Source organism: Rhizobium zaerense (assembly GCF_051810725.1).
Classification (GTDB): Bacteria; Pseudomonadota; Alphaproteobacteria; order Rhizobiales; family Rhizobiaceae; genus Rhizobium; species Rhizobium leguminosarum_I.
On sequence record NZ_JBPWQY020000002.1, the window covers coordinates 115,589 to 138,000 of the forward strand.

Below are 22,412 nucleotides of genomic sequence, written 5' to 3' on the forward strand. Positions count from 1 at the left end.
CCGAGTATCTACAGCCGGCTCAGCAGATCCTCGGCACTAGGCCGAGGATGACGCCGAGTAAAGAACGCCCCGACCTGCAGCCTATTTCTTCGAAGCCTCATAGAGCGCCTTGGTTTCGGCGTTCATCGGATAGAGGCCGGGCAGCGACACACCCTCATCAATCCTGGTCATGATCCAGGCTTCCATGCGCTCCTGTTCCGGCGCTTCATCAAGCACCGCCTCGAGCAGATCGGCCGGAATCAGCACAGCGCCGTCCTGGTCGACGACGATGATGTCGTCGGGAAAGACTGCAACCCCGCCGCAGCCGATCGGCTGCTGCCAGGCGACGAAGGTGAGGCCGGCGACCGAAGGCGGGGCCGAGACGCCGCGGCACCAGACCGGCAGGTTGGTGTCGAGCACACCGGCAAGGTCGCGCACGACGCCGTCGGTGACGAGGGCTGCAACGCCTCTCTTTTGCATGCGGGCGCAGAGGATATCGCCGAAGATGCCGGCATCGGTGACGCCCATCGCGTCGACGACGGCGACACAGCCTTCCGGCATCGCCTCGATCGCGGCGCGTGTCGAGATCGGCGAGGCCCAGGATGCCGGCGTCGCCAGATCTTCGCGGGCCGGAACGAAGCGGAGGGTGAAGGCCGGACCGACGATGCGCGGCTGGCCGGGCTTCAGCGGAACGGCGCCGCGGATCCAGACGTTCCGCAGGCCCTTCTTGAGAAGAACGGTCGTCAGTGTCGCCGTCGAGACGGTCTTGAGGGTTGCTATCGCTTCAGCGCTGAGGGCCATCGGGTATCGGTTCCACTTCGGTTTCTGTCAGATGCTCTGGATCATGCCGCCATCGACGCGGATCACCGATCCGGTGAGATAGGAGGCAGGTTCGCTTGCAAGGAAGGTGACGACATTGCCATATTCGTCCGGCCGGCCATAGCGGCCGAGCGGAATGCTGCCGGTGCTCTCGGTGACGACGTCATCGACGGAGCGGTTTTCGCGTTTGGCCTTCTGCTCGTCGAGGAAGGTGATGCGGCCGGTGGCGATCCGGCCGGGCAGGACGATGTTGACGGTGATGCCGTCGCGCCCGACCTCGCGCGCCAGTGTCTTCGACCAGCCGACCAACGACAGCCGCAGCACATTCGAGATGCCGAGATTGGCGATCGGCGCGACCACGCCCGACGAGGTCGAGGTGACGATGCGCCCCCATTTGCGCGCCCGCATCTGCGGCAGCACGCGATCGGTAATGGCGATGACGGAAAGCACCATGCTTTGGAAATACTGGTTCCAGAGCGTCGGATCCTGACCGGAGACGGTGGTCGGAGGTGGGCCGCCGGTATTGTTGACGAGGATATCGACCGGTCCGAACTGGCGCTCGATTGCAGCGACATGGGCATCGATCGAACCGAGATCGGAAAGGTCCCATTGCAGCGCCAGCGCCTTGCCGCCTTCGGATTCGATCGCAGCCGCGGTCTTCTCAGCGGCGGTGAGATCGATATCCGCCGCGGCAGTTCTGGCGCCTTCACGCGCAAGCTTGGCGGCAATCGCGCTGCCCAGTCCGCCGCCGGCGCCAAGCACCAGGGCCGTCTTGTCCTTCAGGCCGAAATCCATTCCGCTAGTCTCCTCGTATGGTCGAGCCATCTTTCGGAGCAAAGGATCGTAAATAAAATATGGCTTCTGCTTCGTTCAGAAGATAGAAAAACTATCGATGGACACACGTTTTCTCGAAACTTTCATCGTCGTCGCCGAGCGGCACTCGCTGGCGGAGGCCGCCCAGCGGCTGAACCTCACGCCTGCGGCCGTTGCCCAGCGCATCCGAGCATTGGAGGCCGAGCTCGGGGTGCGGCTGCTGGTGCGCTCCGGCCGCGTGATGCGGCCGACGGAGGCGGGTTTTGCCATTCTGGACCGCTGCAGGGATCTGGTGCGCGATACACGCGACCTGAAGGCGATGGCCGGCACCGCGACGATTTCCGGCGAGATGCGGATCGGGGCGATCAATACGGCGCTGACCGGCCTCGTTCCCGGTATTCTTCACCGTCTGGCCCAAGACTATCCGCTGATCGAAATCTTCCTCAAGCCGGGCGCTTCGATGGATCTCTATGCCGAGGTTTTGAACGGCGCGCTGGATGTGGCCTTCATCATCGAACCGCGCTTTCCGATGCAGAAGACGCTGACCTTCAACACGCTGCGCCAGGAACCCCTGGTGCTGATCGTCCCGCGGGACTGCGAAGGGGCGGATCCGCTTGAATTGCTGCAGACCCTGCCCTTCATCCGCTACGACCGCAACCAGTGGGGTGGTCACATCGCCGATGAATATCTGCGCGAGATCGGCATCCATCCGGTCGAGCGTTATGAGCTCGACGCGCTGGAGGCGATCGCGGTGATGGTAGACCGTGGTCTCGGGATCTCGATCGTGCCGGATTGGGCGCCGCCCTGGCCGGCTGGGCTTAATATCCTCAAGCTGCCCCTGCCCCGCTCGTCCGCCGTGCGCACCGTCGGCATCGTCGCGACGCGATCCTCGCCACGGGCAAATCTCATCGCCGCACTTCTGGAAACCAGCCGTGCGGCGATGGAGCTCTGATCAATTTCAGGCGATCTTCTGACGGACAGGCAGCTTCCAGCCGGGCCGGACGAAGTGGCAGGTATAGCCGTTCGGAATCCGCTCCAGATAATCCTGATGTTCGGGCTCGGCCTCCCAGAAATCGCTGACCGGCACGACTTCGGTGACGACCTTGCCGGGCCACAGGCCTGATGCATCGACATCGGCGATCGTATCCCTGGCGACGCGCTCCTGCTCAGGGGTGACGTAGAAGATCGCCGAGCGGTAGCTCAAGCCAACGTCGTTGCCCTGGCGGTTGCGCGTGCTTGGGTCGTGGATCTGGAAGAAGAATTCGAGGATTTCCCGATAGCTGATCCTTGCGGGATCGAAGATGATCTCGATCGCCTCGGCATGGGTTCCGTGGTTGCGGTAGGTGGCATTCGGCACATCGCCGCCGGTATAGCCGACGCGGGTCGAAATCACGCCCTTATATCGGCGGATGAGGTCCTGCATGCCCCAGAAGCAACCACCGGCGAGGACTGCACGTTCTTCGGTCATTGGATATCTCCTTTTCCGCAAGAGATAGTATCTCCTGCCGCCGATTTCCACTCGGGGCAATCAGCACAGCTGTGCAATTTCCCTGCCTATACGCCTGATCCTGTCATGTCGATGTTACGCACCGGCGCTAGCAAAGCCTTGGACTGATGGAGACGGGTTATGAATAGACGCGAATTTCTGATCACATCGTCAGCTGCAGCCGGTCTGCTGGCTCTTCCGCGGTTCGCATCGGCTGCGGCCGGCACGATCGATCTCTACAGCGGTTCGGATGCCAACATCGTCGACCTCTGGAACAACGTCATCCGCCCGGCCTTCGAAAAGGCGCATCCGGGTGTTGCGCTGAAGGTGACCGATGCCGGCGACAATAATGGTCTGCGCGCCATCGCCGACCGTGCGCTCGCCGCACTGAAGACGAAGACCGATCCGCAGGCCGACCTTTTCGAGCAATTCGATCCGCGCCTGCCGTCCGGCGGCATCGATGCCGGGCTCTGGGTCAAATTCTCCGCCGAGAACATCGAAGGCTACGAGCATATCAACCCGCTTGCTTTCGATACCCCCTACTTCCTTCCCTATCGCGGTTCGCAGGTGCTTCTCGCCTACGACACGACCAAGCTCGATCCGAAGGATGCGCCAAAGAGCTGGGATCAGCTCACCGCATGGATCAAGGCCAATCCGGGCCAGTTCATCTACAACCGTCCCGACAAGGGCGGTTCAGGCGGAAATTTCGTCCGCCGCGCGATCCATGAGGCCAATGGCCGCGATCCGAAGAAGTTCAAGATCGATAATTTCACAGCCGACTTCGCCACTGAGACGCTGACGCCGGCCTGGAAGATCCTCAACGACCTCGCGCCCGCGCTCTACGACAAGGGCGCCTATACATCAGGCAACACCCAGTCGATCCAGCTGCTCGCCCAGGGCGTCGTTACCATGGTGCCGGTCTGGTCGGACCAGGTGCTGCAGGCGATCTCGCAGGGCGTGCTGCCTGATACAACCGGCCTCGTGCAGCTTACCGATCTTGCCCTTTGCGGCGGCTTCTCCAGCATCACCGTGTTCTCGAACGGCGCCAACAAGGATGCGGCGTTGAAGCTGGCTGCATTCATGCTGACGAAGGAAATGCAGGAAGCGATCATCACGGAGATCGGTGGTTTCCCCGCCATCTCCTGGGATCACATCTCCGACGATCTTCGCAAGAAATATGCCGACGTCATCCCCTCGACCATCCCGACCTTCCCGGGCGGCGATTGGGAAAAGGCGATCGCCGACGGCTGGTACCGCAACGTCGCGCCGGGCATCAGCCGCACCTGATGTCCACTGACACTGCGCCGGCGGTTCTGCGCCGTCACCGGTCCATGGGAAGGGGGAGCTCGATCGGGCTCCTCCTCGTTGCCCTGCCGGTCCTCCTGCTGGCATGGCTGATCGTCTTTCCGATCTTTTCGGCGGTCCTCGGCACGATCTTCGTTCGAGGCCCTGACGGCGCGACGGAATTCTCGCTTGCCTCCTATCGCTTCTTCTTCACCGACGGCTACAGCCTCGGCAATCTGTGGCTGACGCTCTGGACCACTGCCGTCTGCGGCATTCTGCTTCTGGCGATCGGTCTTCCGATCGCGCTCTACCTCCGGTTTTCGCAAGGGCGTCTCGCCGCCTATGTGCAGGCTCTCGCGATCTTCCCGATGTTCGTGCCGTCGATCATTCTGGCCTATGCGCTGATCCGCACCATCGGGCCGAACGGCACCGTCGACCTGCTGCTGAACGCCATCGGCCTGCCCAAGCTGCGCACGCCCTACCTGACGCCGTGGGGGCCGGTCATCGGCCTCGTCTGGGACAATCTTCCCTTGACGGTGCTGATGCTGACATCAGGGCTCTCCTCCGTCTCGAACAGCGCCATCGAAGCCGCCCGCGATGTCGGTGCAAGGCCGCTCCGGGTGTTCATCTCGATCATCCTGCCGCGCATGGGCAATTCCCTGCTGGTGACCGCGTCCTTCGCCGTGCTCGGCATCTTCTCTGCCTTCACCCTGCCCTATGTGCTCGGCTCGGCATCGCCGGAGATGATGGGACCGTTCATGCAGCGCACCTTCGCCGACATGAACGACCCGCTGAACGCCATGACCCAGGCCGTCATCACCTTCGGCTTCTGCCTGATCTTCGGCATCCTCTACATCAGGTCGATCGCCCGCAACCGCGAGGCCCGGCCATGAGTGCCGTCAGATCGAGCTTCGGCCTGCGCTTCGACTGGATCGGCTTTCTCTTCGCCTGCCTGCTGACGCTGTTCATCGCGCTGCCGCTGATCGTCGTCGGGACATGGGCCTTCACCGAGGTCTGGCGTTACCCCTCGGTGATCCCACAGCAGTTCGGCTTGCGTTTCTGGGGCCAGACGCTGGCGCGTCCGGATGTCTGGGACGCGCTTTTCCTCAGCCTGCGGCTGACCGCCACGGTGACCATTCTTTCCGCCGTCATCTGCCTTCCCGCGGCTTACGCCTTCGCGCGCATGCGCTTTCCCGGCAGGAACATCCTGTTCCTGTCGTTCCTCTCATCGCATGCCTTTCCGAAATTCGGCCTGCTCGTCGCCATTGCCGGCATCTTCCTGCAGCTCGGCCTGATCAGCACCTTCTGGGGCGTTGTGTTGATCCAGCTTGTCGGCACGCTGATGCTGATGATCTGGATCCCGGTCGCAGCCTTCCAGAATGTCGACCGGCGCATGGAAGAGGCGGCGCGCGATGCGGGTGCCACGCCGCTGCGCGTCTTCTGGTCGATCACGCTGCCGCAGGCCGCACCGACGATCGCAGCTGCACTGCTTTTGACCTTCGTCGGCACATTCTACGAGACCGAAGGCGCATGGCTAATCGGCGCGCCTCAAGTCCGCACCATGCCGGTGCTGATGATCAGCTTCATCAACAATCAGATCGTCGTGCAATACGGTGCCGTACTGTCAGTCATGCTGTGGGTGCCGTCCTTCATCGCGTTGATGTTTGCCCGCCGGGTGATCGGCACCGGCGCCTTTGCGAGAGGCTTCGGCGCCTAAGGCATCGCTTATCAGGAAAGGGTTTGAGAATGGCACATCTTTCGATCGAGGGCGTTTCGAAGCTGTTCGGGACCACCTTTGCCGTTCGCGACTTCTCGCTCGAAGTGAGCGATGGCGAGCTCGTCTGCCTGCTCGGCCCATCCGGTTCCGGCAAGTCGACGCTTCTCAGAATGATCGGCGGTTTCGAGCGCCCGAGCGGCGGAACGATCCGCATCGATGCGAAGGATGTGACGGCGCTGCCGCCCGAGCGGCGCCCGACCGGCATGGTGTTTCAGAGCCATGCGCTCTGGACGCACATGGATGTCTTCAACAACATCCCTTCGGCCTGAAGCTCCGCCGGCTGCCGAAAGCGGAGATTCGCCAGCGTGTCGAGGATGCTTTAGCCCTGGTCGGTCTCGCCGATTACGGACGGCGGATGACGACTCAGCTCTCCGGCGGTCAGCAGCAGCGCGTCGCGCTTGCCCGCTCGCTCGTGCTCGAGCCGAAGATCCTTCTGCTCGATGAGCCCTTCGCCAGCCTTGACCAGCATCTGCGCGAAAGGCTGCGGGAGGAAGTGCGCGATATCCAGCAGCGCCTCGGCATCACCACGCTCTTCGTCACCCATGGCCAGGACGAGGCCTTAGCGGTCGCCGACCGCATCGTCGTCATGCGCGACGGACGCACCGAACAGATCGCGCCGCCAAGCACTATCTACCGGCAGCCGCAGACCGCTTTCGTCGCCGGTTTCATCGGCTCGATGAATTTTGTCCAGAGCCGCGTTAGAAACGGTGTCTGCGAGCATCCGCTGTTCCCGCTTGCGGTTCCCGTCGAGGATGGGCCGGTGACGCTGGCCGCCCGCCCGGAAGCGCTGACGATCCGTTCCTCGGACCGCGTCGATGCCGCGACAGTCAATCGCATCATCGATTTCGGCACCCACAAGATGGTCGATGTCGATCTTGCCGACGGCACCCGTCTGAAGGCGATGATGGCGCCGGACGATCGGATCCGGGCCGGGATGAGGGTCGAGCCGTGCTTCTCCCGCTTTTTTATCTTCCGTCACAACGAGCTTGTCCATTCCGAGTTGCAGATCCTGCCGCAGTATGTCGATGAGTGCATCAAGTCGAATACGTGCCTTTGATTCGGCATGAGCGGCGCTTCAAGCTGGTGACTGCGCCGGCTCGCGCCGTGTGATCTGATGCCAGGTCCGGCGTTTCGAACTAAAGTTAAAGTTTATTCTGCGTTTTCCATAGGCTTTTTATGTATCCATGGTTGTGCGGAGCGACCGCCATTTCGATTATCTGAAACAATTCAAATAGAAATGCGCGAATCTTACACGAATGCATTCGTACATTTACATATTATAAATGTCTTCATTTAAGAATTGGCCCTATCAAAAGTGATGGTATTTGATGGCTTCCCGCCTGCGATAATTGGCCATTGTGAAACTATGGAGGAATGAATGTTGGGATTTGGCGCAGGCGCCGATGCAAGGGCCGTTCTCGAAGCGATGAGCAAGTCTCAGGCGATCATCGAGTTCAAGCTGGATGGTACAATCATCACCGCGAACGAAAACTTTTGCCGGGCGCTCGGTTATCAGCTTTCCGAAATCGTCGGTCAACATCATCGCCTCTTTGTCGATCCGGCTGAGGCAGCCAGCTCCGACTATAAAGACTTCTGGGCAAAACTAGCGCGCGGCCAGTTCGATCAACGGCAATATAAGCGCATCGGCAAGGGCGGCATGGAGGTCTGGATCGAGGCCTCCTACAACCCGGTGATTCGCGGGGGCAAGCCGTATAAGGTCGTCAAATTCGCGACCGATATCACCGCGCAGAAGCTCAAGGCGGCCGAAGATAGCGGTAAGCTGAACGCCATCTCGCGCGCCCAGGCAGTCATCGAGTTCACTCCGAAAGGCGATATTCTCACCGCAAATGAGAATTTCCTGACGACACTCGGCTACGAACTGGCGGAAATCCAGGGCAAACATCACTCGATGTTCTGTGAGCCAAGCTATAGCAACAGTGAAGACTATCGTCGGTTCTGGACGAAGCTTGCCGCGGGAGAATTTGTTGCGGATGAGTTCTTGCGCATCGGCAAGGGCGGCAAGAAGGCCCATATCCAGGCATCATACAATCCGATCTTCGACATGAACGGCAAAGTGTTCAAGGTCGTCAAATTTGCGACCGATGTCACCACGCGCGTCGGAAATGTCGACCAGCTCGCGGGAGCGCTAAAGGCTTTGTCAGAGGGCGATCTGATGCAGACCATCGCCATGCCCTTCCTGCCCGCCTTGGAGAAGCTGCGCGCTGATTTTAACGACGCTTCATCGAAGCTTCGCGTTACATTGCAGACAATCTCGCAGAACGCTGGCGCCATCGCTGCGGCATCGCAACAAATACAATCCGCCTCGAACGATCTGTCCAAGCGTACCGAGCAGCAGGCTGCTTCCGTCGAGGAGACGGCCGCAGCGCTGGAGGAGATTACAACCACCGTCGCTGATTCCAGTTCCCGCGCCCAGGAAGCAGGGCAGCTTGTTCGCAAGACCAAGGAGAATGCGGAGAATTCCGGCAACATTGTCAGTCAAGCCGTGGACGCGATGGGCAAGATCGAAAAGTCCGCGGGCGAGATCGCCAACATTATCGGCGTGATCGACGAAATCGCCTTCCAGACGAATCTCCTGGCGCTCAATGCCGGTGTTGAAGCGGCCCGGGCCGGCGACGCTGGCAAGGGCTTCGCCGTCGTCGCTCAGGAAGTTCGCGAACTCGCCCAGCGATCGGCCAAGGCAGCAAAGGAGATCAAGGAGCTGATCAACGCCTCGAACGAACACGTCAAAAGCGGTGTCACATTGGTTGGTAACACCGGCAAGGCATTGCAGGAAATCGTGACCCAGGTCGTCCAGGTGAACGGTAATGTCGGCGCCATCGTCGAAGCCTCCAAAGAGCAGGCAACGGGTCTCAAGGAAATCAACACCGCCGTCAATACGATGGACCAGGGCACACAGCAAAATGCCGCCATGGTCGAGGAGACGACGGCCGCGGCGCATAGCCTTGCCAAGGAAGCAGATCAGCTCTTCGATCTCCTCGGTCAGTTCAACATCGGGACAGGTGCCGGTGCACCTCGCGCCGTCCCGGTTGCAGCCGACCGGCATTTGCGGGCTATGCCGTCGCCAGCCCGTCAGATGACGGCGAAGGTTGCCCGAGCATTCAGCGGCAATGTGGCGCTCAAAGGCGGCGACAGCTGGGAGGAGTTTTGATGGCGTCGATATCCAAAAATCGCGATGGACGCACGTCTCTCGAAATCATTGCATTCCAATTGCATGGTCAGAGCTTCTGTATCGAAACCACCTCCATTCGAGAGATCCGTGGATGGGCAGCTTCGACGCCGATCCCGCACGCGCCGCCGGAAATGGTCGGCATCATTAACTTGCGAGGCGTCGTCATTCCCACCATCGACTTATGTCGCAAGCTGGGGATGCCTTCGTCGGAAGCGACCGAACGCAGCGCAATCGTGGTCGCTGAAGTTCACGGCAAACCGATCGGCCTTATGGTGGATCAGGTCACCGATATGCTTTCGATCAACGCCGATGATCTGCAACAGGCTCCAGAGATTGTCAGTTCGCAGGACCGCTCATACTGTGAAGGAATTATCACTCACCAGTCTGGGATGATTTGCTTCCTCAGCTTGACCCGGATGTTCGCTGACGATGACGAAGCATTGGCCGCTTAGATGCTGATGATTTTAGGCCGGCTCGGCCTAAAATCTGAATCAGCATCTAAATCAAATAAATAGAGCATGATGTCGTCCGAAAACCGCCCATAGGCATCGTCCTCTAGTACCGCGCCAACACAGTTGTCGGCGCGGCATTCGCCTATGCGAAACCGGGATAATTGCGCCGGAATGCATCGGTTCACGTCCTGATCTGGAAGCCTTCCAGCAGCCAGGGATGCAGCGCCTTGCTGGCAGCCAGGATGTCGCTCTTTCCGACAACCTTAGCGCCGGAAAAACAGGTGACGATGCCGCCGGCCTCTTCGACCATCAGAGCCGAGGCGCCGAAATCATGGATCGCGAGCCCGTCCTCGAAGAATCCGTCCAGTCGGCCGCAGGCGACATAGGCGATCGACAGGGCCGCCGAGCCGAGGCGGCGCACACCCGCCGTATTCGCCATCAGGCGTTTGATGGCCTCGAAATAGGTCTCTTCCGCAACCGCCGTGACCTGGCCAGGGATCGGCAGCCCGGCGCCGACAAGCACGTTCTCGACGTCGCCGACATCGGCGCAGTGGATACGCTCGCCGTTCAGATAGGCGCCGCCACCGATCTCGGCGCTGAACAGCTCGTCCTGCATGGCGTCATAGACGACGCCCATGACGAGCCTGCCGCTTTCGACGATCGAGATCGTCATGCCGAAATGCGGAACGCCCCAGGCGTAATTGGTCGTGCCGTCGATCGGGTCAATATAGATGATCGGCGTTTCCGGACCCGCCGTGCGGTTGCCGACGGCTTCCTCGCCTTGGATGGCGTAGTCCGGGAAGGCCTTCGTCATCTCGTCGACGATGATTTGCTCGACGGCGAGATCGATTTCGGTCTGATAGTCGCGCGGCGCCTTGGCGAGCATCTCCTGGGATCTGCGCCGCCGCAGGGAGCCGCGGGCAGTTTCGCCGGCCTTCAATACCGTTTCGGCAAGCACGACAAGGCGGAACGAGGCGGTCGGGGAAAGACGCGCGGAAATCGGGGAAGATGTCATGAGAAAGGTCCGGATGCTGCTGGATATGACGGAGTGAATCGCAAGGAGCCCATCCCTTCGCAGAGGCCGATGATGATTTTATGAAGCGCGCTCATGCCGAGCGGATTATCGCAGGATCGTTTCAAGCTCGGAAATGGTCGGAAACGCCTTTCTTGTTCCATGTCTTGAGACGGTGATGGCTGCGGCTGCCACTGCGTGTTCGATGGCTAGCCTGTCCAACCGCTGTCCGCGCAGCGCGCAGGATGCAAGTGCTGCGGCCATGAAGGTATCGCCTGCGCCCGTTGTATCCACAACATCGCAGACCTGGGCGGGCACTTCGATGCTATCGTGCCTGTTCACCAGCGTCGCGCCGTCGCCGCCCAGCGTCAGGACGATTTCGCGCAGCCCTCGGCTCAGCAGATATTCGGCAGCATCCCTGCCCGTCGTTCCCGTCAGGGCCTGCGCCTCGCCCTTGTTGAGGAAGGCGATGTCGATCAATCCCCAAAGATCGGAGAAATAGGCGCGCACCGGCGAGGGATTGAAAGCGGTGACCATGCCGATCGCTCTCGCATGCTCGAGAATGTCGCGTGTCGTCCGGTCGGACAGATTGCCCTGCAGCATTATGAAATCGCCGCTACCGGCCGCCGACAGCGTCCGCCTGACATGGGAGAGGGACAGGCTTTGCGCCGATTCCGTCGTCGTGACGATGGCATTTTCGCCGCTCGGCAGCCGGAAGATGATCGAGACGTCGCTCGATGCATTTTCCATTTCGATCAGTTCGCTTTGAAGCGGTTCGTCCGCGAGGTAATGGCGAATGGTATCGGCCCTCGCATCCCTGCCGACCGGCGCCACCAGCGTTGTCGGAACGCCGCAGCGGGCCATGACGACCGCCTGGTTCGTGCCCTTGCCGCCGAGATCGCTGCCCCCGGCATTGCCCAGAATGGAGGCGCCGATGACGGGAAGTTCGGAGACGGCGATGGTTTCGTCGATGGCGACGTTACCGATTATGTAGGCGCGCATGCATCCGCTTTCGCAAGGTGGGGCTTAGAGCGATTCAGCTTTTCATGAAATCGCAGCACCGTTCTAAACTTTTGTTTTTACGCAATTCCCGGCAAAACCGCTTCGCGCTTTGCCTGGGAAAACCGCTGCGCGCTTTTCCTGGAATTGCTCTAGAGGTAAGGCGCATCGTGAAAATCGATCTCGAGCTGCATCGCCCGGGCGAAGATCGCGCTGAGCCGCGCTTTTTCATTCTCTTCCAGCGTTTCTCCTGTCATGTCGAGTTCATTTTTCAGCCATTGCGCCTGGGCGGCGAAATTCGGATCGACATGCAGGTCGACCCATTCCTTTAGCAGCGGATCGCTGATTGGACGGGTCGCCGCTTCCTTCGACCAGGTCCAATACATCCACTCGGCCGCAAACATGGCCGCGATCGTGTCGAGGAAGTCGCCTTGGCGGGCGATCTCCAACATGCCGGTGCGAAAGGCCTCGACTTCGGCGATGCCGGTATCGAAGGACGAGGGATTGATGCCGCGGCTGGCGAAGGTGCGCTCGAAATAGGCGATTTGCTCGTTGGCGAGCGCATCGAGAACCGCGATCAGCCAACGCTTCTGCGCTATCGTTCCGGCTGTCGCCGCCGCATAGGCGAAGATCGAGATGGCGCTGTCGACGAAGGCGCCTTCATAGACGAGATAACGCTCGAAAGCCGCCTTGCTCAGCCTGTCGTTCTTGACGTCCTCGACGAAGCGGTGGCTGAGCATCGTGCCGAAGACGGCGTTGTTCTCGCGCAGGATGCGGTCTGAAAGGCTTTCTGCCGCCATGCTCAGCCCTCCAGTCCCGGTTCGGCCGCCGCCCGGAAGGCGCGCACCCGCTCGATGTCGACAGGGTTCCACCAGACGCCGCCTTGCTTCAACGAAGAGGCGACGATGACCCCGTTGGTGCGGCTCAGAATACCGACGATATTGTCCTTGTTGACGCCGGAGCCGACGAGCAGCGGCAGGTGCGTCGCCGCACCGATCTCCTCGATCTCCTCCATCGTTGCCGAATTGCCGGTCCGCTGGCCGGTGGCGATGACGCCGTCGGCATCGAAGAAGGCGAGATCGCGCGTCAGTTCCTGGATCGAGCGGTCGGCAACGATGGCGTGGCTGCCATGCTTGACGTGGCTGTCGGCAAAGACCTTGATGTGCTCGGCTCTCAGCAGCGAGCGGTAGCGCATGGCTTCGGCAGCCCTGCCCTCCATGAAGCCTTCATTGGCGACATAGGCATTGGCCCATTGGTTGACGCGGATGAATTGGGCGCCACCGGCCATGGCAATGGCGAAAGCCGGGATAGGCGCGTTGGCCAGCACGTTGACGCCGAGCGGAATGCCGGCGGCACGCGCAATCCGGTCGGTGACGACGGACATGAAACCGGTCGTCTCGGGGCCGATATCCTCGGGCTTCGAGAACGGCACGTCGCCGTGATTTTCGATGATCAGCCCATGCAGGCCGCCTTCCACGCAGGCTTCGGCGTCGCGCATGCACGCGTCGTAGATCGCATCCATCGCAGCCTCCCGGTAGCGCGGCGCGCCCGGAAAGGCCGGGCAATGGATCATGCCGATCAGAACCTTGTCCCTGCCGAAGATATCCCTGATGGCGTTGGACGGCCTGTCCGAAATTTCCTGCATGTCATTCCCTTTCCAATTCCTGCCCGGCGCTGACATCACGCCTGCTTTTCGGTGAGCCAGCCGAGGATGTTCTTCCAGAGGCGGCCGTAGCCTTCCCATTCGCAGAAAGCGGGTGAGAGCCAGTGGGGGCCGATATCCGACGTCCAGGCCGCCGTTCGCCCAGTGCCATGCATGCCGACGACGAGCAGCGGATGGCCGCCCTGATCCTGAGGCAGGCGCGCGACGATCTCGACATCGGCCCGGTCTCGCACTTCGACCTCGTTGACGCCGAGAAGCACCGGCCAGGTGCCTTCGAGGCCCCGCATCGTTGCATGCTCGGGCTTTACTACCTCGGCAACGGTGCCCTCGGGAATTTCGACGCGGTCGTCATAAGGCAGGCAGGTGACGGGCAGCGTGTCTTCGACGGGGGTGCGCCGCCAACGCGCCTTGCCGTCGATGCCCTGGAAGGAGAAATATCCGCCGACCATCAGCAGGCCGCCGCCCTTCTCCACCCACGCCTTCAGAAGCTTCAGCCGGTTCGGCACCGTGCGCGAATGCAGCCAAACATCCGGCGGCAGCAGCAGTGAGTTGGCGCCGATATCGGAGAGAATGATGGCGTCATAGGCGTCGAGCCCGGCCATTTCGAAGGGGAATTTCTCCACTGCCTCATGCGCCGGCATATAGGTGAGTTCGAAGGCGCTGCCGGCGAGCGCTTTCACCAGCGGTTCTGCGCCGAGATGGAAGGTGACGCTGCCGAATTGGTCGAAGCCTTTGTAATGCGTGGCGGAGCTGACCCAGCTCTCGCCGACGAGGAGAATTTTTTTTGTCATGGTCTGCCGTACCTGTAATCGATTGAATGGATGGAGCTAGGCTCCGGCCTGAAAGACGCGGCGCGGATTGCTGCGCATCATTTCGTCGAGAACCGTCCTGTCGAGGCCGTGCCGCTGGAGACGAGGAAGGAAGTGGCGAAGGATGTACGCGTAGCCATTGCCGCCGTAGCGCGTCAGCATCATCTTCAGAAACACGTCGTGCGACAGAAGAATCCGGTCGAGATAACCGGCCTCGACGAGACGCACGATGGCGCGCGCCGCCTCCTCGTCGCTCGGGCACTGCACCTGCTGGTCGGCATAGAAGAAATCCATGCCGATCATATCGTATTCTATGAAGGCACCGCGTTCCGCCAGCTCGCTCTGATAGGCGATGTCGTCATGCGACGGGTTCATGTGGCAAAGCACGGTGTGGCGGAGATCCGCCCCCTCTTCGGCGACCACGTCGAGCACGCGGTGGCCGAGGCGGAACCAGCCCGGAAGATGCACCATCAGGGGAAGCCCGGTTAGCACTTGCGCCCGGGCAGCGCCGCGCAGAGATTTTTCTTCCTCGCCGGTGAAATCTGAGGAGACGCCGATCTCGCCGATCAAGCCGATCCTGACGCCGGTGCCGTCGACGCCTTGCCTCGCCTCGCGGACAATTTCCCGCGCGATGTCATCGGCGCTCATTGCCGCGACGCCTTCGGGATGTGAGGAGCCGAGGTAATAACCCGCTCCCATCACGACGTTGAGACCGGATGCTTTCGAGATGCGCTGGAGCGCCAGCGGATCACGGCCGATGCCCTTGCAGGTCGGCTCCACCACCGTGCGGCCACCTTCTGTTACGAAGTCCTTGAGCTCGGCGATCGCCAGATGTTCGTCGTCGAGCGTGATATTGTGCTTGTTGACAAAAGGGTCCTGCCGGAGTTCGCCGAGGATCTCCATGCACACGAAGCTTTCGGCGAGATACTGCCGTTCTGGCGTCTTCGGCGCATGCCACCAGCAGCGGCAGTCGTTGAGGATATGCTCGTGCATCAGCGTCACGCCGAGCGCGTCCGCCGAAATTGGACCGGTGACCGTCATCACCTTGCCCGACCGGACATGCGCTTCGGACAGGCTTTCTGTTGTCTGCTCGTTCATCGCTTCATCCTTTCCTGCCCAGCCGGAAATGGAAATTGGCCGTAAAGATGCGCGTGTTCAGCCAGATAGCGACGAGGATGATGGCGCCGGTGACGATCTGAGTGAAGAACGGCGATATGTGCATCAGGATCAGGCCGTTGCCGATGACCGCGATGGTCAGCGTGCCGAGCATGGTGCCGAGGATGGTGCCGCGTCCGCCCATCAGCGACGTTCCGCCGAGCACGACGGCAGCGATTACCTGCAGCTCGAAGCCGACGGCGGCATTGGACGAGCCGGAGCCGAGACGAGCGGCGATCAGCAGGCCGGCGACGGCGCAGGCGATGCCGGAGATGATATAGACCGAGGCGATGATCCATTTGGCCGGCATGCCGACACGCCGCGCGGCTTCCGCATTGGAGCCGACCGCCACGACCTGCCGGCCATATTTCGTCGCGGTGATGACGACGTAACCGAGAATGGCGATGACGACGGCGATGATCGCCGGGATCGGGAAGCTGAGGATTTCTCCCCGGCCGAGCGCAAAGAAGCCCGGCGCATCCTTGATCGGGATAGAATAGCCCTGGGTCAGATAGAGCGCCAGACCACGCAGGATCGAGAGGCCGGCAAGCGTGACGATGAAGGCCGGAATGCCCTGGTAGGCGGTAAACCAGCCCTGAACCAGCCCCATGAAGCCGCCGAGCACGATCATGCCAATGACGACCGACGGCCAGGGAACACCCATCGCCATGATGATCGCCGCGACCGCATTGACGAGGGCGACCTGCGAGCCGACCGAAAGATCGATGCCGCCGGTGATGATGACGAAGGTCATGGCGATGGCGACGATCAGGATGGGGGCGGCTTGGCGCACGATGTTCAGGATGTTGCCGAGCGTGAAGAAGGTTTCGCTGCCGATCGAGAAGAAGATCATGCAGGCCAGGAAGAAAATGGCGATCGACAGGACCTGTGCGTGTTCACCGAAGAAATCGGCGACGCGCGAGCCGTGGCCGCGTTCCATATAAGCCGTCATTGCCTGGCTCCTTCACCGACGATCAGCCTGACGAGATCTTCGAGATTGGTGCTGCCGATCTGCCGTTCGGCCACTTTCGTGCCCTCGTACATCACGGCAATGCGGTCACAGACCCGGAAGAGATCCTGCAGCCGGTGGGTAATGAGGATCACCGAAACCCCATTTGCCTTGACGCGGTTGATCAGGGCCAGAACCGCCTCGACCTCGGCGACGGCAAGCGCCGAGGTCGGCTCGTCCATGATCAGCACCTTCGGCTTGAAGGAGGCGGCGCGCGCAATGGCGATCGCCTGGCGCTGCCCGCCGGAGAGCTGGGCGACCTTGCCGGTCAATCTCGGAATGCAGATCTCAAGCAGATCCAGCATTTTGCGGGCCTCGGACAGCATCGTCCTGGTGTCGAGAAACGGCCCGCGGCTGAGCTCGCGGCCGAGGAAGAGATTGCCGACGACATCGATATGATCGCAGAGGCTGAGATCCTGGAAAACCATTTCGATGTTACGCCCACGCGCATCCGCGGGGCCGGAGAAGCGAACCTCTTCGCCTTCCATGGTGATCGTGCCGGCATCGGGAATGTAGGTTCCCGAGATGATTTTCGTCAGCGTCGATTTGCCGGCGGCGTTATCGCCGACAAGACCCAGGCATTCGCCGGGGAAGATGTCGAGATCGACGCCGCGCAGGGCCTGGTGGGAGCCGAACGACTTGCGGATGCCGCGCAGCGAGATACGCGGGTCGGATCGGGTGCCGCCGGATGTTCCGCTTCCGGAGGATGCGACCCCTCCGGAACCGGCGGCAGCGATGTCGCGCTGTCCGCTTGCGATCATTTGAAGACGGCTCGGTACGGCTCGACATTCTCCTTGGTCACGATGGTGATCGGCACCGAGATCGTCTTTGTGACGGCCTCGCCGGCCGAGGCCTTGACGAGCGCGTCGACGGCGGCGGCGCCCATTGCGGCCGGATCCTGCTGGACGACGGCGACGACGAAGCCGGCATCGATGCCGGCAATGGCTTCGGCAGTCAGATCCCAGCCGAACACCTTGATTTTATCCTGCTTGCCCTGGCTCTGGACAGCGGCGATCGCCCCCATCAGGGCCGGCTCGCCGGTGGCGTAGATCGCGGTCAGATCAGGATTGGCGGTGATCAGGTTTTCAGCCGCCGCAAGAGCGTTGTCCTGGATGTTCTGTCCGTCGACGACGCCGGCCATTTCAATGCCGTCGACGCCTTTCAGGGTCTTCTCGAAGCCATCCTGGCGGATGTTCTGGATGAACGAGTTGAGTGCGCCGACAACGCCGAGCTTGGCCTTGCCGCCCATGTTCGCCTTGACGTAGTCGAGGAAGTATTTGCCCATGTCGGCGCCGGCCGCGGCATTGTCCACGCCAATCTGCGCCTTCTGCGGACCGTCCGGCAGGATGGCGTCGATGGCGACGACCGGAATGCCGGCATCGGCCGCCTGCTTGACCGCCGGCATGATGCCGTTGACGTCGATTGCCACGACGGCAAGGCCGGAGACCTTTTCCTGGACGTAGGTTTCGATCGCGCTGTTTTGCGCCGTCGTCTCGTTATTGGCGTTGAAGATCACCAGCTTGACTCCGGCGGCATCGGCCGCCTTCTGGGCGCCCCCATTCATCTGATTGAAGAAAAGCGCCTGCTGGTTGATCTGCACCAGCGCGATGGTCTTCTTTTCCTGTGCCGCAGCGCCGGACAGGCCGATGAAGGTCAATGCCGTAAATCCGGCGGCTGCGATCATCGTCCGTCTTGTCAAATTCCGTGTCATGTTCTCATCCTCTTTTGGTTTTTTGACGTTGCTGATTGTTATTTCGCAGGCGGCGCAACGGAGTTCCGCACCACGATTTCGACGGGCACCAGCTCCTCCGAAGCGGATGGTTTCCACTCGTGCCAATTGGTTTCCAGAAGCAGCTCCAGCGATCGCCTTCCGATCTGGCGCACCGGCTGGCGGATGGCCGTCAGCGGCGGTGCAAAAAGATGAAGCGGACCGACATCGTCGAAGCCGATGACCGAGATGTCATCAGGAATCGAGACGCCTCGGCTTCTGAAGACCTCGACCAGCCCGATGGCGATCTCGTCGGAGCTAGCGAAGATCGCCGTCGCCTTTCGGTCCCCGGAGAGATAGTCGAGTGCCGCCGCGCGGCCGTATTCGATCGTGTATTCGCCGGCATAACGATCGGCCCGGGCTTCGTCGCCATACCGTTCTCTGAGCGCCTTCAGCAGGCCGTCATAACGCCTGCGGGCGCTGATCATGCGCTCGTCGCCGCCGATGAAGAGGACATGGCGATGGCCTTGCTCGGCCAGATGCTGGCCGGCGAGATAACCGCCCTGCTCATTGTCGCAGAACAGCTTCGGCGCCTTCGAATCGGGAATGTCCTCGTCGACGATGATGACCTTGCCGGTGCCGTTGATCAGCGCGGCAAGCGCGCCGTCATCGGGGTGGTTGGTGACGAAGATCAGCCCGTCGACGTGATTGCGTTCGATCAGCTGCAGATATTCGATCTCGCGCCCCGGCCGGTTGAGCGTCGCGTGCAACGAGACCGCGAGCTTCTTTTCATCGGCCGCCTGTTCGACGGCGGCGACCAGGGTCGCGAAGAAAGGGTTGGCGATATCGGGTACGACGAGGCCGATCGTGTCCGAGCGCCCCCTGCTTAAGCGACGCGCATGCGGGTTCGGCCGGTAGTTCAGCGTCTTGATCGCATCCTCGATGCGCTTCTTGGTCTGAAAGGGAAGGTCGAGGCTTCCGTTGACGAAACGCGACACTGTCGTGACCGACACGCCCGCAGCCGCCGCAACATCCTTCAAGCTTGGTGTCGTTCCCTTGGCCATTGACTGGACCTGTTGTAAAGCGGTTTAGTAAAACGCTTTACAAGACAATATCGATTGCTCGCCATTGTCAACATCGATGAATGTGCAGGATCTGTTTTTCTTGCGAGCCGATCGAAGCTCGACCGGGAGGCCGCCAGCCGATCCTCGGCTCGAGCGCAGCCAGTCGCCGGTGATGGCTTCGAGATCTGGCTCGACGGCGTCACTGGGTTCGATTTATGACATTGCCAAGCCGGCGCGCTGGTGTCGTTAGATGACGTGGTCCGTCGACGCGTCGAAGAGATGGATCTGGTCCGGATCGACCGAAAGTCCGATCATCTCCCCCGCCTTGACCCTGTCGCGGCGCGTCTCGACGATCGTCAGTTCCGGCTGGGTGGCTGCGGCGATGAAGGTCGATGAGCCGGTCGATTCGACGAAAGCGATCGGCACGTCGAAGCTGCCATGCCCGGGCTCGACGACGCCGATATGTTCCGGTCGGATGCCGGCGATGAGCTTACGCCCGGGTTCCATGGCGCGGGTGATCGCAAGCGTCTGCTTCACCGCGCCGAAATCCAGGATAAGGCTCTTGCCGTCTTCCGCGGCAATCGCGGGAATGAAATTCATGGCTGGCGAACCGATGAAACCGGCGACGAACCGGTTCGCCGGCCGGTCATAGAGATCAAGCGGCGCGCCTTGCTGTTCGATGATGCCGTCGCGCATCACCACCACATGGTCGGCCATCGTCATCGCTTCGATCTGGTCATGGGTAACATACACCGAGGTGGCGCCCAGCCGGTCGTGCAGGGCGCGGATTTCCTTGCGCATCGAGACGCGTAGCGCTGCATCAAGGTTGGAAAGCGGCTCGTCGAACAGGAAGGCCTGGGGGTTGCGGATAATGGCGCGGCCCATGGCTACACGCTGCCGTTGGCCTCCCGAAAGCTGGCGCGGATAACGGTCGAGCAGCCGGGAAAGACCGGTGATGACAGCGACTTCCTCGGCTTTCCGCTTTGCCTCAGCCTTGGGGACGCCGTGCATTTTCAGCGAATAGGTCAGGTTCTGTTCCACCGTCATATGCGGATACAGCGCGTAACTCTGAAAAACCATGGCGATATTGCGCTCCCGCGGCGGCACGTCGTTCATCACCTCGCCGGCAATCTTCAGCGTGCCGCCGGTAATTTTTTCCAGCCCGGCAAGCGAGCGGAGCAACGTGGACTTGCCGCATCCGGACGGGCCGACCAGCGCGACGAACGTGCCCTTGGGAATTGAAAGGTTGACATTCTTAAGCGCATGAAAGGCGCCGTAGTGCTTCTCGATGCCCGAGAGTTCGATCTGGATGTCCTGGCTCATGCCGAAAACCTTGCTGGTCCCCAAGCGGGGCCGATGAGATGGCCAAGGGTGAAAAACGTTGTCATTTGACTGCTCCGGCGGCGATGCCGCGCGTTAACGTGCGCTGGAAGATCAAGAAGAAGATCACGGTCGGTATTATACCCAGGAAAGCCGCCGAGGCCTGCAGCACCGGGTCCGACATATTCTGACCGCGGGTGAGGCCCATGGCGACCGAGACCGTCTGGTTGTTGTTGGACACCAGCATGACGAGCGGGATCAAGAATTCGTTCCAAGTCCAGATGAAAAAGAAGGTTCCGAGGACCATGAGTGTCGGCCGCAGTACTGGGACGACCACGAACCACAGCGTTTTCCAGTGGGTCGAACCATCCATCTCGGCCGCTTCGAGGATTTCCTTCGGAAAGGTGCTCAGCACGGTCGAGAGCAGGTAAGTCCCGAACGCGCTTTGCAGGACCGCGAAAATAATGATCACGGAAAGCTGCGTATCGTAGAGACCGCTCGCTTTCGCCATGTAGTAAAGTGGGTAGATGATCGATTCCTGCGGCACCATAATGCCGAGAAGAAAGACCACCAAAATCAGGCGCGAACCGGGCACCTTGCCGACCCCAATCGCATAGGCGTTGAACAGGCTTATCAGTACCCCCAACACCGACACGGCGAGACTGATCACCACGCTGTTGAGCAGCTTGCGGCTGAAATCAGACACGGTCCAGAATTTCTCGATCGCCGTGAGATCGATCGACCGGGGAATCGAAAGCGGTCCGCCTACCGCGTATTCGGCACTCGCCTTGACGGCGTTGAGCAGAGCAAGGAAAAAGGGAAAGAGCGTAAAGGCGAGGAGTAGAATAAGGATGGCCAGCACCACCCACCGCATGGGATCGCGTCGCGCGCGATCGGCTGCCACCGTCGCCTTTGCCTTGGTCGTATCATCGCTGAGAACTGAGTAAGCCATGATCTACTCCTTCGACTCCTGCTGGCTCTGGAAGCGTAGGAAAATGACAGCCAAAGCGATCGTCAGAGTCGTTTGCACGACCGCGATGGCTGCGGCATAGCCGACGCGCTGTGTTGTGAAGAAGTGGTAGTAAGTCAGATAGGATGGCACGAGGGTGGCATTATCGGGGCCGCCGGCGGTGATGACAAAGATTGGCGCAAAGACTTTAAGCGCTGCGATCAGCGTGGTCAGCACAACGACGAAAATCTCCGGCGCCAGAAGTGGAATAGTGATCGTCACCAGCCGGCTCCACCAGTTTGCTCCATCGAGTTCGGCAGCCTCGTAGAGCGAAGGGTCGATGCGCGAAAGACCGGCCATGAAAACCACCAGACAGTAGCCGACCTGTATCCAGACAATAACGAGCGAGACGGCAGCAAGTGCGTATGTCGCATCGCCGATCCAGTTCTGCGCGAGATTATCAAGGCCGATGGCCTTTAGCGTAATGTTGATGACACCGACGGGATTGAGGATCCAGCCCCAGAGGACGCCCGCGACCGTTACGGGCAGAATCTGCGGTAGGTAAAAGCCGGCCCTGAAAAAGCTCGAGACCCATTCACCGAATTGGTCCCTGACATAGTCGAATAGCAGAGCGGCCAGGACCAGGCCGATGCACACCGGTATCACGGTCATCGAAACGATGAACAGCAGCGTGTGATACATCGATCCCCAGAATTGATCATCCGTCAGCAGGCGATGATAGTTCTGCAGGCCGACCGGTCGTGGCGTGCCGACGCCTTTCCATGCCGTGAAGCTCAGCCCGAGATCTGCAAGCTGCGGTATGAGTACGATCAGAATGAAGCCGATCGTCCCCGGAATGAGATAGAGGCTATAGCTTCGTGAACCGTCGCTCGATCGCTGGCTGGATATGGCCATATCATTCTT

At 60.8% G+C, this 22,412-nt stretch carries 22 protein-coding genes and 1 pseudogene; 7 read left to right on the forward strand and 16 right to left on the reverse strand.

Annotation, left to right across the window (positions count from 1 at the left end; all coding sequences use genetic code 11):
* Positions 1 to 81: 81 nt before the first annotated feature.
* On the reverse strand, positions 82 to 780 hold the full coding sequence (locus ACS4RR_RS24985) for a ribonuclease activity regulator RraA (protein ID WP_260111707.1): 699 nt from the start codon (positions 778 to 780) through the stop codon (positions 82 to 84).
* Positions 781 to 807: 27 nt separating this feature from the next.
* The gene (locus ACS4RR_RS24990; protein WP_456190313.1) at positions 808 to 1,593 is read right to left on the reverse strand and encodes an SDR family oxidoreductase; all 786 of its coding nucleotides are present in this window, start codon (positions 1,591 to 1,593) and stop codon (positions 808 to 810) included.
* A gap of 97 nt (positions 1,594 to 1,690) precedes the next feature.
* Here ACS4RR_RS24990 and ACS4RR_RS24995 point away from each other — a divergent pair, with 97 nt between their 5' ends.
* Positions 1,691 to 2,563, forward strand: a complete 873-nt coding sequence (locus ACS4RR_RS24995; protein WP_260111709.1) for a LysR family transcriptional regulator — start codon at positions 1,691 to 1,693, stop codon at positions 2,561 to 2,563.
* A gap of 6 nt (positions 2,564 to 2,569) precedes the next feature.
* On the opposite strand, the gene msrA is transcribed toward ACS4RR_RS24995, so the two are convergent.
* The gene (msrA, locus tag ACS4RR_RS25000; protein ID WP_012760071.1) at positions 2,570 to 3,079 is read right to left on the reverse strand and encodes a peptide-methionine (S)-S-oxide reductase MsrA; all 510 of its coding nucleotides are present in this window, start codon (positions 3,077 to 3,079) and stop codon (positions 2,570 to 2,572) included.
* Between the two features lie 159 nt (positions 3,080 to 3,238).
* Between msrA and ACS4RR_RS25005 the strand changes: the two genes are divergently transcribed.
* The 6 genes and pseudogenes from ACS4RR_RS25005 to ACS4RR_RS25030 all read left to right on the forward strand — a co-directional run bounded on the left by ACS4RR_RS25005 (position 3,239) and on the right by ACS4RR_RS25030 (position 9,800).
* Positions 3,239 to 4,384, forward strand: coding sequence for an extracellular solute-binding protein (locus tag ACS4RR_RS25005; RefSeq protein WP_456190314.1), 1,146 nt, complete (start codon positions 3,239 to 3,241; stop codon positions 4,382 to 4,384).
* Positions 4,384 to 5,274 (forward strand): ABC transporter permease, encoded by an 891-nt coding sequence (locus tag ACS4RR_RS25010; RefSeq protein WP_456190315.1) that lies wholly within the window; start codon positions 4,384 to 4,386, stop codon positions 5,272 to 5,274. The genes ACS4RR_RS25005 and ACS4RR_RS25010 overlap by 1 nt, the downstream gene beginning before the upstream one ends.
* Complete coding sequence (locus ACS4RR_RS25015) at positions 5,271 to 6,098, forward strand: ABC transporter permease (protein ID WP_456190316.1); 828 nt, start codon at positions 5,271 to 5,273, stop codon at positions 6,096 to 6,098. Before ACS4RR_RS25010 ends, ACS4RR_RS25015 begins: the two co-directional genes overlap by 4 nt.
* A 29-nt stretch (positions 6,099 to 6,127) precedes the next feature.
* Positions 6,128 to 7,215, forward strand: a pseudogene (locus ACS4RR_RS25020) (ABC transporter ATP-binding protein).
* A 321-nt stretch (positions 7,216 to 7,536) separates the two neighbouring features.
* On the forward strand, positions 7,537 to 9,327 hold the full coding sequence (locus ACS4RR_RS25025) for a methyl-accepting chemotaxis protein (RefSeq protein ID WP_456190317.1): 1,791 nt from the start codon (positions 7,537 to 7,539) through the stop codon (positions 9,325 to 9,327).
* Positions 9,327 to 9,800: a chemotaxis protein CheW gene (locus ACS4RR_RS25030; protein ID WP_456190318.1), complete on the forward strand. Its 474-nt coding sequence runs from the start codon at positions 9,327 to 9,329 to the stop codon at positions 9,798 to 9,800. The genes ACS4RR_RS25025 and ACS4RR_RS25030 overlap by 1 nt, the downstream gene beginning before the upstream one ends.
* Before the next feature lie 181 nt (positions 9,801 to 9,981).
* On the opposite strand, the gene ACS4RR_RS25035 is transcribed toward ACS4RR_RS25030, so the two are convergent.
* From ACS4RR_RS25035 to ACS4RR_RS25095, 13 genes are all read right to left on the reverse strand, one after another.
* The gene (locus tag ACS4RR_RS25035) at positions 9,982 to 10,815 is read right to left on the reverse strand and encodes an inositol monophosphatase family protein (RefSeq protein WP_260111716.1); all 834 of its coding nucleotides are present in this window, start codon (positions 10,813 to 10,815) and stop codon (positions 9,982 to 9,984) included.
* A gap of 105 nt (positions 10,816 to 10,920) precedes the next feature.
* A complete protein-coding gene (locus ACS4RR_RS25040; RefSeq protein WP_456190319.1) occupies positions 10,921 to 11,814 on the reverse strand; it encodes a ribokinase in 894 nt (297 codons plus the stop codon).
* Positions 11,815 to 11,963: 149 nt separating this feature from the next.
* Complete coding sequence (locus ACS4RR_RS25045) at positions 11,964 to 12,611, reverse strand: TenA family protein (protein WP_456190320.1); 648 nt, start codon at positions 12,609 to 12,611, stop codon at positions 11,964 to 11,966.
* Between the two features lie 2 nt (positions 12,612 to 12,613).
* A complete protein-coding gene (locus tag ACS4RR_RS25050; RefSeq protein ID WP_162116676.1) occupies positions 12,614 to 13,456 on the reverse strand; it encodes a BtpA/SgcQ family protein in 843 nt (280 codons plus the stop codon).
* Between the two features lie 35 nt (positions 13,457 to 13,491).
* Positions 13,492 to 14,265 (reverse strand): glutamine amidotransferase, encoded by a 774-nt coding sequence (locus ACS4RR_RS25055; protein ID WP_222386028.1) that lies wholly within the window; start codon positions 14,263 to 14,265, stop codon positions 13,492 to 13,494.
* Between the two features lie 36 nt (positions 14,266 to 14,301).
* The gene (locus tag ACS4RR_RS25060; protein WP_222386029.1) at positions 14,302 to 15,381 is read right to left on the reverse strand and encodes a phosphotriesterase family protein; all 1,080 of its coding nucleotides are present in this window, start codon (positions 15,379 to 15,381) and stop codon (positions 14,302 to 14,304) included.
* A 4-nt stretch (positions 15,382 to 15,385) separates the two neighbouring features.
* On the reverse strand, positions 15,386 to 16,390 hold the full coding sequence (locus ACS4RR_RS25065) for an ABC transporter permease (protein ID WP_456190321.1): 1,005 nt from the start codon (positions 16,388 to 16,390) through the stop codon (positions 15,386 to 15,388).
* Positions 16,387 to 17,208, reverse strand: a complete 822-nt coding sequence (locus ACS4RR_RS25070; RefSeq protein WP_456190322.1) for an ATP-binding cassette domain-containing protein — start codon at positions 17,206 to 17,208, stop codon at positions 16,387 to 16,389. The genes ACS4RR_RS25065 and ACS4RR_RS25070 overlap by 4 nt, the downstream gene beginning before the upstream one ends.
* Positions 17,205 to 18,158 carry an ABC transporter substrate-binding protein gene (locus ACS4RR_RS25075; RefSeq protein WP_456190323.1) on the reverse strand — a complete coding sequence of 318 codons (954 nt, stop codon included), beginning with the start codon at positions 18,156 to 18,158 and terminating at the stop codon, positions 17,205 to 17,207. The genes ACS4RR_RS25070 and ACS4RR_RS25075 overlap by 4 nt, the downstream gene beginning before the upstream one ends.
* 38 nt (positions 18,159 to 18,196) lie before the next feature.
* Positions 18,197 to 19,219, reverse strand: coding sequence for a LacI family DNA-binding transcriptional regulator (locus tag ACS4RR_RS25080; protein WP_456190324.1), 1,023 nt, complete (start codon positions 19,217 to 19,219; stop codon positions 18,197 to 18,199).
* A gap of 246 nt (positions 19,220 to 19,465) precedes the next feature.
* Positions 19,466 to 20,542 (reverse strand): ABC transporter ATP-binding protein, encoded by a 1,077-nt coding sequence (locus ACS4RR_RS25085; protein ID WP_020486319.1) that lies wholly within the window; start codon positions 20,540 to 20,542, stop codon positions 19,466 to 19,468.
* Between the two features lie 61 nt (positions 20,543 to 20,603).
* Entirely contained in the window at positions 20,604 to 21,491 is an 888-nt protein-coding gene (locus ACS4RR_RS25090; protein WP_456190325.1) for a carbohydrate ABC transporter permease, read from the reverse strand.
* A gap of 3 nt (positions 21,492 to 21,494) precedes the next feature.
* Positions 21,495 to 22,403 (reverse strand): carbohydrate ABC transporter permease, encoded by a 909-nt coding sequence (locus tag ACS4RR_RS25095; protein WP_456190326.1) that lies wholly within the window; start codon positions 22,401 to 22,403, stop codon positions 21,495 to 21,497.
* Between the last annotated feature and the right edge of the window lie 9 nt (positions 22,404 to 22,412).